The organism is Microbacterium deferens, from assembly GCF_045517775.1.
Classification (GTDB): Bacteria; Actinomycetota; Actinomycetes; order Actinomycetales; family Microbacteriaceae; genus Microbacterium.
The window spans coordinates 101,361-113,928 of record NZ_JBEUWT010000004.1 but is presented as its reverse complement, the minus strand read 5'-3'; the positions used below and the strand labels follow the sequence as shown (position 1 = coordinate 113,928).

10 protein-coding genes are annotated in these 12,568 nt (G+C 70.5%); 5 read left to right on the top strand and 5 right to left on the bottom strand.

Features of this window, described 5'->3' with window-relative positions; all coding sequences use genetic code 11:
* Nucleotides 1–17 precede the first annotated feature (17 nt).
* The 3 genes from ABTU82_RS14315 to ABTU82_RS14305 form a co-directional block, all read right to left on the bottom strand.
* Entirely contained in the window at nt 18–1,526 is a 1,509-nt protein-coding gene (locus ABTU82_RS14315) for a COG1470 family protein (RefSeq protein WP_407173915.1), read from the bottom strand.
* Nucleotides 1,527–1,614: 88 nt separating this feature from the next.
* A complete protein-coding gene (locus ABTU82_RS14310) occupies nt 1,615–2,238 on the bottom strand; it encodes a hypothetical protein (RefSeq protein ID WP_407173914.1) in 624 nt (207 codons plus the stop codon).
* A 99-nt stretch (nt 2,239–2,337) separates the two neighbouring features.
* Nucleotides 2,338–4,899, bottom strand: coding sequence for a metallophosphoesterase (locus tag ABTU82_RS14305; protein ID WP_407173913.1), 2,562 nt, complete (start codon nt 4,897–4,899; stop codon nt 2,338–2,340).
* A gap of 159 nt (nt 4,900–5,058) precedes the next feature.
* Between ABTU82_RS14305 and ABTU82_RS14300 the strand changes: the two genes are divergently transcribed.
* Nucleotides 5,059–5,880, top strand: coding sequence for an aldo/keto reductase (locus ABTU82_RS14300; protein ID WP_407173912.1), 822 nt, complete (start codon nt 5,059–5,061; stop codon nt 5,878–5,880).
* 6 nt (nt 5,881–5,886) lie between these two features.
* Here the strand turns inward: ABTU82_RS14300 and ABTU82_RS14295 are convergent, their stop codons facing one another.
* On the bottom strand, nt 5,887–6,696 hold the full coding sequence (locus tag ABTU82_RS14295) for a DUF1206 domain-containing protein (protein ID WP_116647393.1): 810 nt from the start codon (nt 6,694–6,696) through the stop codon (nt 5,887–5,889).
* 116 nt (nt 6,697–6,812) lie between these two features.
* Between ABTU82_RS14295 and nusA the strand changes: the two genes are divergently transcribed.
* The 4 genes from nusA to rbfA all read left to right on the top strand — a co-directional run bounded on the left by nusA (nt 6,813) and on the right by rbfA (nt 11,604).
* Nucleotides 6,813–7,802, top strand: coding sequence for a transcription termination factor NusA (nusA, locus tag ABTU82_RS14290; protein ID WP_116647392.1), 990 nt, complete (start codon nt 6,813–6,815; stop codon nt 7,800–7,802).
* Between the two features lie 42 nt (nt 7,803–7,844).
* On the top strand, nt 7,845–8,096 hold the full coding sequence (locus ABTU82_RS14285) for a YlxR family protein (protein WP_116647391.1): 252 nt from the start codon (nt 7,845–7,847) through the stop codon (nt 8,094–8,096).
* A gap of 93 nt (nt 8,097–8,189) precedes the next feature.
* Nucleotides 8,190–11,006: a translation initiation factor IF-2 gene (gene infB / locus ABTU82_RS14280; protein ID WP_407173911.1), complete on the top strand. Its 2,817-nt coding sequence runs from the start codon at nt 8,190–8,192 to the stop codon at nt 11,004–11,006.
* Between the two features lie 163 nt (nt 11,007–11,169).
* Nucleotides 11,170–11,604, top strand: coding sequence for a 30S ribosome-binding factor RbfA (rbfA, locus tag ABTU82_RS14275; protein WP_116647389.1), 435 nt, complete (start codon nt 11,170–11,172; stop codon nt 11,602–11,604).
* Nucleotides 11,605–11,687: 83 nt separating this feature from the next.
* Here the strand turns inward: rbfA and ABTU82_RS14270 are convergent, their stop codons facing one another.
* The gene (locus ABTU82_RS14270; protein ID WP_407173910.1) at nt 11,688–12,557 is read right to left on the bottom strand and encodes an HhH-GPD family protein; all 870 of its coding nucleotides are present in this window, start codon (nt 12,555–12,557) and stop codon (nt 11,688–11,690) included.
* Between the last annotated feature and the right edge of the window lie 11 nt (nt 12,558–12,568).

Here is a 12,568-nt window from a genome sequence, read left to right as displayed (position 1 = left end):
GGGCGGCGCCGCGCCGATCAGCGTCGGCGCGCGCGCACGGCCACTCCGGCGGCGATCCCGCCCGCCACCAGGATTCCGCCCAGCGCGAGCAGTCCGGCATCGATCCCGCCGCCGGTGGGCGGCAGCGGGGTCGCGCCTCCCGGCCCCGTGGTCGGCATCGTGCTCGAGGGCTGAGGGGTCGGCGTGGGCTCGCTGGTGGCCCCGGGGTCCGGGGCGGGAGTGATCTCGACGCGAACGTCCACACCGGTGAGCTCCCGCGTCGTGGCCGCCTGAGCGTCGCCCGTCGAGAAACCCGCACCGGCGAGTGTCGCCGCGCCGATCAGCAGACCCGCGACGAGCCGCGCGGACGGTCGCGCGTCGCGGCGGCGCAGCGGCACCCGCGGGCCGCCGGTCGGCGCCTCGTCCTGCGGCGGGGCTTCGGACTGTGCCTCCGCCGCGCGGGGGCCGGCGTCGCCGCCGAGGCGCGGCCGGGCGGATGCTGCCCGTCCCTCGGCGCGCGCCTCCTCGATGAGGCGTGCGGTCTTCGCCCGCTCCCGGCGGCGCTGCCGGAGGAACCAGGCGAGGAGCCCGAGCGCCGCGATCAGGGTCACGAGCTGCGAGAGGGGCAGGGCAGCGATGCCCACGGAGCTCGAGGTGGTCCGCGCGCCCTCGACGGTCAGGTCTTCCGTGACCGCGATCGGTGTCGCCGTCACACGCGCGTCGTACCAGAACAGCGGCCAGGCTCCCGACACCTCGAGCGTGCCCGTGCGGGTCTCACCCGGCGCGATGTCGACGATCTCCTCGCCGCTGCGCTCGCTGGCCGTCAGGCCGAAGGGCCCGGCGAGAGAGACGGTGGGGTGCGTGCGAACGCGCGTGTTGCCGCTGTTGGTGATCGCATACGTCAGCTCGAGGCGCCCCGGATCGAACGGGTTGACCGAGCCGGTATAGGAGCCGGTCACCGCGGTGGCGAGTTCCGCGCGCAGTTCACCGGTCACGCGCGTCATGACGCGGAATCCGACGCGCGACTCGACGCCGACCGCTCCCGTGCCGGAGGAGAGGATGCTGGCGGCGACGCCGGCGGGGTGATCGCCGGGCGATGCATCCGCGGGCACACGGATGCTGAAGGGCACGATCTCCGCCCCTCCTGCGGGCACGACGACCGACTCGGGGAGCGTGATCCAGGTGCCGGCCTCGGCGGACTCCTGGTCGGAGGGGAGCATGCTGAAGCGCCCGGTGTCGGTGAAGTAGCCGTCGGCGGCGGTCAAGCGGAACTCCACTTCGCGGTCGCCGAAGTTCGACACGACCAGGTGTTCGGTCCGGGTCTGGCCGGGGTCCGTCTCCCACTCCACCCACGAGCGACCGTCGGGCCCGGCGGAGTCTCCCGGGCGCACCGACCAGGTCACGTTCGATTCGACGGTGCCCGGCGAGGGCGTCGACGGCACCGACGAGGGTGCGGCCGCCGGCGCGACGCCCGCGACGGCGGAAGGGGAGAGGAGCAGAATCGCCGAGAGTGCGGAGGCGGCGGCGTGCGTCCACAGTGCGTTCATGGGAAGACCTCGCGACGCGCCGATGGAGACGCGTCAGGATGAGACGGCGAGGCCGGGAAGCGGAACTCCCCGGCCTCGCCATGAGTGGTTACTCGAACAGCGACAGGGTCACGACCGAGGCGTAAGAGCCGGGCTCGACATCGGCGCCGACCTTGAGCTGCAGGCCGGCCGTCGCGCTCCAGGCTCCGCTGGCCGCTTCGGCCGAGTCGCCGAGGAACAGCAGCTCCTTCTCGACGTTCCCGAGACCGAGCCCGCCGTCCTCGGCGCCGAGGACGTCGCCACCGACCGAGATGAACGGTTCGCCCTCGCCGGCCCCCTCGACCAGCGCCGGCGTCCAGCCGAGGTGGTCGGCGGTGATCGTGGTCTCGCCGGGGCCGGTGAAGTCGCTCGCCGAGCCGAGGACGTACCAGCTCGCACCGGCGGGGATCTCCTCCTCGGTGCGGGTGTCGGTCACCGTGACCGTGGGAAGCGTGCCGGTGAACTGACGGACCAGCTCGGTCGAGCCGCTCTCGGTCAGTTGGGTCGACGCGGAGCCCGCGACGGTCAGAGCGAGGACGCCGGGCTCCTCGATCTCGGTGATCTCGACGTTGACGTCGATGTCCTGGTCGCCCATGTTCGTCTCATCGGCCGACGCGGCGGCCGTACCGACCGAGACGAGCAGAACGGCGCCGAAGGCGATGATGCTGCAGCGCAGCGCGCGGGAGGTGTTCATGTCTGGTTTCTCCTTGAGGGTGCGAGGTTGCCGCCCGGATGGGGGCGGGAGGGAGCGCCCCGGGGTCGGCGTCGGGAACGCCGACCCCGGGGCCAGGGGTCAGGACGCGGCGTAGGCCACGGTCCGGGTGAGGGTGACGGGTGCTCCGCCAACGACGCCGGTCACGGTGACCGTCGCCTCACCGGCGGGAAGCGCGGCCAGGCGGGAGTTCAGCGACACGTTCGCCGATGCGCCGGGCTTGACGGCGGTGAAGGTCTTCGTGCCGTACGCGGTCTGGATCGTGATGTCGACGTTGACCGACTCGTTGTTGGTCACCACGACCGACAGGTACTTCTTGCCGGCGAGGGTGCGCGTGCCGGTGGTGGCGGTGACATCGAGGGCGGGCGCCGCCTCGACGGCGAAGCTCACCTGACGGGGTTCGGCCGAACGGCTGCCGAGCGCCTGGGCGATCTCGAGGTCGTGCTGACCGGCGGCGATACCGTCGGACACCTCCAGCTCCCAGGTGCCGTCGGCGAGGACGACGGTCTGGGCCGGCGCGATCTCGCTGGACGATCCGGCGGCGGGAGCAAGACGAACCTCGGCACCCGGGAAGCCCGTGCCCGCGAAGCGGACCGAGGACGTGTCGGCGGCGAGAGTGCCCTCGGGCGCCTGGTCGATGGTCAGAGCGGTGAGGTCGGCGCGCTGGGTCAACCACTGGTCGGGCGTCGTCGCGTGGTCGATGATGCGGGTCTCGCCGACGCAGCCGTGCCACCCGTTACGCGCGGCGTTGTCGACCCAGTCCGAGCCGAGGATCCAGGAGTACCCCTCGTGCCAGGCCATGCCGCCGACGTTCGTCGCGTTGCGCAGCACCGGGGCGCCGTCGACGTACATGGTCGTGGTGCGCGACGTGGGGTCGTTCACGACCGCGACGTGCGACCAGTTGTCGACCATGATCTCGCCCGACCAGTTCGTGCGGTCGCCGAGCGCCGCATTCTTGTCGAGGCTGGTCCACTGGAACTCGCGCAGGTTCGAGATGCCCAGCGCGCTCGGCGAGGCCGTCCAGTCCCACTGCGTGCGCGGCACGCCGATCTGCGAGCGGTTGCCGGTGCGCGTGAGGAACTTCGACCACTGGTTGCTCGCGGCGGTCCAGTCGGCGTCCATCTTGACGAAGGTCTCGATGGTGTAGCCGTTGGAGAGGTCGGCGTCGTTGATCGCCGCGTCCGCCGCCGTGGTGAGGTAGCTGTAGCGCGAGCCCGACGAGTTGTCGAAGCACGCCGCAGCCCCGTCGGAGGAGAACCCGTGGACATCGGTGTTCTCGACCGTGAGGTCCTCCCACGTGGTTCCGACGGAGTTGGTGGTGGCCGGGTCCGGACGGGTGAGGTCATTGTCGCCCGCGACGTCTTCGATCACGGTGTCGGCGTCGACGACGCCCTCGTTGCCGTTGAAGCGCCAGTGGGCGAGCGTGCCGTCGACCTCGACGAAGTCGAGCTCGTTACCGGGCAGCTCGGTCGTGATCGCGTCGGGACCTTCGAAGCCGTCGAGCAGGATGCCGCGGGCCGCCGCGCTCAGCGACGGCTCATCGGGCGTCCCGGCGGTGAAGGTCGGCGCGAAGCCGGCGAAACGCTCGCTGAAGTCCATGTCGAGCGTGTAGCGCTGGTGGACGCCGTCCAGCAGCGGCTGGTCGTACGAGGTGAGCGTCTCCTGCGGCTTGAACGTGACCCAGGGCGACGCGGTCTCGAGCGAGATGGTGTCGTTGGTGAGGTCGAACTCGAACAGGCCGAGGTAGCCGTTGCCGCCCTCGTACGCCATCTGGTAGTCCATGAGGATCTGGTGGACCGGGTGACCGAAGTCGTTGGTCTTCACCTGGCGGGTCGCGCCGTGGAAGTGTCCGTTCAGCGTCATGAAGATCTGGTCGTTGCTCTTGATGAGCTTCTCCCACATCCGCTCGCTGTCCCCGGTCTCCAGCGGCGACGTCTGGTCGGCCGCGACGTTGAGGAGCGCGTGGTTCGTCAGGATCACCGGGACGGTGGGGTGTGCGTCGATCACGCTCTGCGCCCAGGCGAGGGTCTGGTCGGAGGGGCGCCACGACAGCGCGAGCGACATGAACTGCTGTCCCTCGGCCTCGAAGATGTGGTACTGGCTCAGCCCGGTCGGGTCCGATCCCTCGTAGGTCGACTGCAGCGCGGCGCGCGTCGCGCCGAACCAGCGGTTGAACGGCTCGTTGGCGGCATCCAGCTCGTTGTCCCACTTGCCGCTGTCGCGGACATCGTGGTTGCCGGGGAGGATCGAGTAGGGGAGGTCGGCGTCGTCCAGCGTCTTCATCGCTCGATCGGCGGCCTCCCACTCGCGCTGCGTGCCCGCGCGGTCGACGATGTCGCCGAGGTGCGCCGTGAAGGGGATGTTGAGTTCGTCCGCGTGCTCCGCGATCCACTTCGTCTGCTCGGCGAAGGGGTCGGTGCCGTAGCGGGGGAAGAACTGGTCGGATGAGTAGCGCGAGTAGAACTGCGTGTCGGGGAGCACCGCCAGGGTGAACCGCGAGGCGAGGTCATCGGTGGTGGGCGCCGCCGTTGCGGCGGGTGCTGCCACGGCGGTCAGCAGTCCGGCGGCCAGGCCGGCGGTGGCTGTGGCAGCCAGACAGCGATGCGCGACGCGGCGCATCGGACGGGATGTGGTGGTGGCCACGAGGTCTCCTTCTCGGGAACGGATCGAACGCTCTCCCGACCGGGGACAGGCGCGTTCTGAGTACCTCCGAAGGCTCGTCGGCGTGAGGGGCCGAGCTATATTCGCGAGATGAACGAGCTATGAATCGCGTCTGGATGCTTACGGGATTAGCGTGGACGGATGATCCAGGTCCCGCTCATCCCGCTGGCAGACGGCCGCAGCATCCCTCAGCTCGGCGTCGGCACGTACAAGGTGCCGGCCGAACGGACGGCCGACCTCGTGGCGGGTGCGCTCGCCGACGGCTACCGGCATGTCGACACCGCGGCCCTCTACGGCAACGAGGCCGAGGTGGGGGAGGGCCTGCGCCGCAGCGGCCTCGACCGCGACGACGTCTTCGTCACGACCAAGGTGTGGAACGACGACCAGGGATACGACTCCACGCTGCGCGCCTTCGACGCGAGCCTGGACCGACTCGGGCTCGACGAGGTCGACCTCTACCTCATCCATTGGCCCGTGCCCAGTCAGGACCGCTACGTCGACACCTGGCGGGCACTGGTGAAGCTCGCCACCGAGGGGCGGGCGAGGTCGATCGGAGTCAGCAACTTCCACCCGCATCACATCGATCGGCTCGTCGCCGAGACCGGGGTGCGTCCGGTCGTCAACCAGATCGAGCTGCACCCCCGATTCCCGCAGCGTCATCTCCAGGAATGGAATGCGGGCCACGGCATCGTCACCGAGGCGTGGGCGCCCCTGGCCCGCGGCGGTCTGCTCGACGAACCCGCCCTGCGCTCCATAGCCCAGCACCACGACAAGACCCCGGCTCAGGTCGTCATCCGCTGGCACCTCGACCGCGGGCTGGTGCTCTTCCCGAAATCGACGTCACCGGAGCGTCTGCGAGAGAACGCCGACGTGTTCGACTTCGTGCTGGACGCCGACGACGTGGCGGCGATCGATCGACTCGAGACCGGTGTCCGTACCGGGCGCGACCCCGACCTCGACTGAGGCGGGTCAGGCGTCGAGCCGGGCGTACTTCGCGCGAAGGATGGTGAAGAGCCCGTAGGCGATGAAGCCGACTCCTACCGCGCCGCCCAACCACGGTCCGGCCGGGGTCTGCAGCAGCGCGCTCACCGCGGCGTCGAGTCCCCCCGAGGCGGAGGGGTCGACCGTGACGGCGGCGACGACGACGAGGATTCCCACCGTGGCCAGAGCGATGCCCTTCGCGATGTATCCGACGGTGCCGAGGACGACGAGGGCCGTTCCGAGCGTGCCCCCGGGCGTGGAGATCTTCTTGCGGAACGAGCGTCGTGCGCCGATGACGACGAACCCGACGCCGACGGCCGCGACGATGATCCCGACCGCTGCGAGAAGAAACGGTCCGCCGGGCAGCGAGAGCACACTGCTGCTGGCATTCTGCGCGCTCTGATCGCCCTGCGACCGGGCGCCGAGAGCGACGGATGCGGCGATGCCGCCCACCGCGAGATAGGTGATCGCTCGGGCGCCCTGCTTCACCGCCCGCTTCGCGCGATCGGCGCCGCTCGTGCCGCGCGCGACGAACGCCTCGACCGCTCGCCAGGCGCCCAGCGCCCAGAGCGCCGCGGCGCACGCCCACAGCAGGACGGCGCCGAAGGGAGCCGCCGCGATCGCCTCGAACGCGCCGGACTGATCGGTCTGCTCATCGCCGCCGAACGCGACCGTCACCACGAGGGCGCCGAGGAGGACGTGCACGAGACCGTTGGCGACGAAGCCGGCGCGCGCGAGCGCGCGGAAGGCGGAGGACGACTGCGCCGACGCGGCGGCGGAACGCGGGGAGGACGGCATGCGACCACCGTAGGCCAGTGGGCGCTGCACCACCGGCGGCGCGGACCGTCCGGTAATGTAGGGGGAATGTCGACGCGCGATCGCGCCGATGAGAGCTGAATACGGAGGGCCCCATTGTGGACATCGATCTCGGTCTGTTGAAGACGGTCGAACGCGAGAAGGAGATCCCCTTCGACGAACTCGTCCGGATCATCGAATCGGCCATCCTCACCGCCTACGGCCGCCACACGTCCGAGAACGGCGAAGTGCCTGCGGGCGCGCGCGTGCAGCTCGACCGCAAGACGGGCCACGTCGCGATCTTCGCTCCCGTGCTCGATGACGAGGACGTCGTCATCGGCGAGGAGGAGCAGCATCCCGAGGACTTCGGGCGCATCGCCGCCTTCGCCGCCAAGCAGGTCATCAGCCAGCGCCTGCGCGACATCGCCGACGACGCGGTGCTGGGCGAGTTCAAGGGCAAAGAGGGCGACATCGTCGCCGGTGTCGTGCAGCAGGGGCCCAACCCTCGGATGGTGCACGTCGACCTCGGCACCATCGAGGCCATCCTTCCCCCCGAGGAGCAGGTGCCGGGGGAGAACTACTCGCACGGTTCGCGCCTGCGCGTCTACGTGACGTCGGTGTCGAAGGGAACCAAGGGCCCGTCGATCACCGTCTCGCGGACCCACCCGGGCCTCGTTCGCAAGCTGTTCGCGCTCGAGGTGCCCGAGATCGCATCGGGTCTCGTCGAGATCATCTCCCTCGCCCGCGAGGCGGGGCACCGCACCAAGATCGCGGTGCAGGCGACCGACCCCACCATCAACGCCAAGGGCGCCTGCATCGGCGAGTTGGGCCGCCGTGTCCGCGCCGTGACCGAGGAGCTCGGAGGCGAGAAGATCGACATCGTCGACTACGACGCCGAGCTCGCCCGGTTCGTCGGCAACGCCCTCTCGCCCGCGAAGGTGACCTCGAGCTTCATCCTCGACGCCTCGACCAAGGCCGTCCGGGCGCTCGTGCCCGACTACCAGCTGTCGTTGGCGATCGGCAAGGAGGGCCAGAACGCCCGCCTCGCCGCCAAGCTCACCGGCGCCAAGATCGATATCCAGCCCGACAGCATCCTGGAAGACGACTGATCGCCCAGCCCACGATCGGCTACGACGCGCCCGAGGTGTAGAATGGAACCCGTACGAACGTGCGTCGCATGTCGTGCGCGCGCACCACGGTCCACGCTCCTGCGAGTCGTGGCCGACGGTTCGGTCCTCGTCCGCGACGATCGGGCCTGTCTCCCGGGGCGTGGCGCGTGGGTTCATGAGACGCACACGTGCGTGGAGCTCGCCCTGCGGCGCCGCGCATTCGTGCGAGCATTACGTGTGTCGGGTCCTCTCGACACGCAGACCTTCGAAGAATCCCTCCAGCGAAACGGCTGAACGGCTATGGACTCAAAGTGAACGGCTCGAAATGAGACCCGTCCGCATCTAACGGTCTGCCCTGTCCGGGGTAGGCCCCCTGACAGGAGAATTGTGGCAAAACCACGCGTACACGAGATCGCTTCCGAGCTCGGCGTCGACAGTAAGATCGCCCTCGCGAAGCTCAAGGAACTCGGCGAGTTCGTCAAGAGCCCGTCCTCGACGATCGAGCCCCCCGTGGCTCGCAAGCTCCGTGCGGCCCTCGAGGCCGACGGTTCCGCATCGGCGGGCGCATCGGCGCCGGCCGCCCCCGCGGCTTCGCCGCGCCCCGCAGCCGGTCGACCCGGCCCGGCCCGGCCCGCCGCCCCGGCGGCCAAGCCCGGTCCCGCGCGTCCGGCTCCGGCCCCCGCCCCCGCTCCGACCCCGGCACCGGCAGCACCCGCCGCCCCCGAGGTCGCCGCTCCCGCTCCCTCCGTCCCGGCACCGGCAGCACCCGCCGCGCCCGAGGCGTCCGAAGCATCCACCCCCGCGGCGTCCTCCGACACCCCCGGTGCCCCGCGCCCGGCTCCGGCCGCCGGCGCCCCGCAGGCGCCGCGTCCCGGTGGCGCCCCGCGTCCGGGTAACAACCCCTTCGCGTCGGCGCAGGGCATGGGTCAGCGCCCGGCCGGTCCGCGTCCGGGCAACAACCCGTTCGCGTCGGCGCAGGGCATGGGTCAGCGCCCGTCGCCGACCCCCGGCAACATCCCCCGCCCGCAGGCGCCGCGTCCCGGTGCCCCCCGACCGGGCGCTCCGCGTCCCGGCGGTGCGGGTCGTCCCGGTGGTGGCGGTCGTCCCGGCGCTCCGTTCCAGCAGCGTCCCGGCGGTCCCGGTCGTCCCGGCGGTGCCGGTGGCGGCGGGTTCTCCCGTCCCGGCGCACCGGCGGGCGGCGGCTTCGCCGGCCGTCCCGGCGGTGGTGGCGGCCGTGGCCGCGGCCCCGGCGGCGGTACCGCGGGTGCCTTCGGCAAGGGTGGCGGCAAGTCCAAGCAGCGCAAGTCGCGTAGGGCGAAGCGGCAGGAATTCGAGATGCGGTCGGCGCCGGTCGTCGGCGGCGTCAACGTCACCAAGGGCAACGGCGAGATCATCCGCATGCGTCGCGGCGCGTCGATCTCCGACTTCGCCGACAAGATCGAGGCCCTGACCGGTTACACGGTTCAGCCCGGCACGCTCGTGACCATCCTGTTCAACCTGGGCGAGATGGCCACCGCGACCGAGTCGCTCGACGAGGCCACCTTCGAGGTGCTCGGCGGCGAGCTCGGCTACAACATCCAGATGGTCTCGCCCGAGGACGAGGACAAAGAGCTCCTCGAGGGCTTCGGTCTCGACCTCGACGCAGAACTCGAGGCCGAGAGCGAAGACGACCTCGAGATCCGGCCCCCGGTCGTCACCGTCATGGGTCACGTCGACCACGGTAAGACCCGACTGCTCGACGCCATCCGCCAGACCAACGTGGTCGCGGGCGAGGCCGGCGGCATCACGCAGCACATCGGTGCCTACCAGGTCTGGACCGAGCACGAGGGCATCGAGCGCGCGATCACCTTCATCGACACCCCGGGTCACGAGGCGTTCACCGCCATGCGTGCACGTGGTGCGCAGGTGACCGACCTCGCGATCCTCGTGGTCGCCGCCGACGACGGCATCATGCCCCAGACGGTGGAGGCGCTCAACCACGCCCAGGCGGCCAACGTGCCGATCGTGGTCGCGGTGAACAAGATCGACAAGCCCGACTCCAACCCGGCCAAGGTGCGTCAGCAGCTGACCGAGTACGGCCTCGTCGCCGAGGAGTACGGCGGAGACGTCATGTTCGTCGACGTGTCGGCGCGCAACAACATCGGCATCCAGGACCTCCTCGACGCCGTGCTGCTGACGGCTGACGCGGGACTCGACCTCACGGCGAACCCGAACAAGGCCGCCCGTGGTGTCGCGATCGAAGCGAAGCTCGACAAGGGCCGCGGTTCGGTGGCCACCGTGCTCATCCAGTCCGGAACGCTGCGCGTCGGCGACGCGATCGTCGCCGGAACGGCGTACGGACGCGTCCGCGCCATGGCCGACGAGAACGGCGAGGCCGTGCTCGAGGCGTGGCCGTCGCGCCCCGTGCAGGTGCAGGGTCTGAACTCCGTGCCCCGCGCCGGCGACACGTTCATCGTGACCGAGGAAGACCGCCTGGCCCGTCAGATCGCCGAGAAGCGTGAAGCGGCAGAGCGCAACGCCCAGCTGGCCAAGGCCCGCAAGCGCATCTCGCTCGAGGACTTCACCCGTGCGCTCGAAGAGGGCAAGGTCGAGTCGCTCAACCTCATCATCAAGGGCGACGTGTCGGGTGCCGTGGAGGCGCTCGAGGAGTCGCTGCTCAAGATCGAGGTCGACGACAGCGTGCAGCTGCGGATCATCCACCGCGGCGTCGGAGCCATCACCGAGTCCGACGTGAACCTCGCCACGATCGACAACGCGATCATCATCGGGTTCAACGTGCGTCCCGACACCAAGGCCCGTGAGCGCGCCGCCCGCGAGGGTGTCGACACCCGGTTCTACTCCGTCATCTACAACGCGATCGACGACGTCGAGCAGTCGCTCAAGGGCCTGCTCAAGCCGGAGTTCGAAGAGGTGCAGTCGGGTGTCGCCGAGATCCGCGAGGTGTTCCGCTCCTCCAAGGTCGGCAACATCGCCGGTGTCATCGTGCGATCGGGAACGATCACGCGAAACGCCAAGGCTCGCGTCATCCGCGACGGTGTCGTGCTGGCCGACGGCCTCGCGATCGAGTCGCTGCGCCGCTTCAAGGACGACGTCACCGAGGTTCGTACGGACTTCGAGGCCGGTATCGGTCTCGGCAAGTTCAACGACATCCAGATCGGTGACGAGATCGAGACCACGGAAATGGTGGAGAAGCCGCGAGGCTGATCCTGCGTCACTCCGGCCGGCTACAACCTCCGGCAGCGAGTGTCTCCTCCATCGCAGAGCGGGGCCCCTACCCCGATGCTCAGGAGGAGACACTCGCAGCCTCCGGTTTCCGCCGGCCTCCCTCGACTCATCGCTCGCTGGGATAATTGAGAGAAGGAAGAACATGGCTGGAGAGCGTCAAGCGCGCTTGGCAGACCGCATCAAGGTGCTCGTGGCCGAGAGGCTCGAGAAGGGTCTTCGCGACCCGCGCCTCGGTTTCGTCACGATCACCGACGTCCGGGTGACCGGCGACCTCCAGCACGCATCCGTGTTCTACACGGTCCTCGGCACCCCCGAGGAGCGCGCTGACACGGGCGCTGCCCTGAAGTCCGCGACCGGGCTGCTCCGCGCCGAGGTCGGCAAGCAGCTCAACATCCGACTGACCCCGACGCTCGAGTTCATCGCCGACGCGATCCCCGAGAACGCCGGCAACATCGCCGACCTCCTCCGTGAGGCGGCCGAGCGCGATGCCGCCGTCGCCGGTATCGCAGCCGGTGCGGCCTACGCGGGCGAGTCCGATCCCTACGTCAAGCCGCGCGAGGACGACGACGAGGACTGAGCGCGTCTCACGACGATTCCCCTGTCACGTTCGGCGGCTGATACCCACCGTTCGAGACAGGGGAATCGTGTTTCCGGGCCGGTTCAGCCGCGGGGCAGGTGCAGAAGACCGTCGGATGCTTCGACGAGGCCGTCGACGACGAGCGAGTCTATGGCGCGGTCCCGCTGCCGTGGATCGGGCCAGTCGGCGATGATCGCCTCGTGGGGCACCGCCGAGGGCGCGGCGTCGCGCAGCATCCGCATCACCGCCCCTCGTGCCTGACGGTCGCTTCCCTCGTACTTCGCCTGGCGGCGGCGGGTGTCGCCGGTGTCGGGGTAGCCGTCGGCGCGCCAGCGGCAGATGTCGGCGAGAGGGCACGCTTCGCAGCGGGGCGCGCGGGCGGTGCAGACGGTCGCGCCGAGTTCCATCGCCGCCGCGTTGACGACGGCGGCGGCCTCGACGTCGTCGGGGAGGATCGCGGCCATGTCGACGAGGTCGCGCCGCGACGGCGGGCCCGGCTGGGCTCGGCCGGCGACGGCTCGCGCGAGCACGCGGCGCGTGTTCGTATCGACGACGGGATGGCGGTCGCCGTAGGCGAAGACCGCGACGGCCCGGGCGGTATAGTCGCCGATCCCGGTGAGGGCGAGCAGAGCGTCGACGTCGCGGGGCACGACGTCTGCGTGGCGGTCGCGGATCTCCGTCGCGGCGCGGTGCAGCCAGAGCGCGCGGCGGGGGTAACCGAGGTTGGCCCACTGCCGCACGGCCTCGGCCGGGGCGTCGGCCGCGAGCGCACCGGGAGTCGGCCACCGGGCGAGCCACGCCTCGAGGTGCGGGATGACACGGGCGACGGGCGTCTGCTGCAGCATGAACTCGCTCACGAGCGTTCCCCACGCACCGAACCCCTCGCGCCGCCAGGGGAGGTCTCGGGCGTTCCGGCCGTACCACTCGACCAGCGGTGCGGCGAGCTCGGGCATCAGGCCAGCGT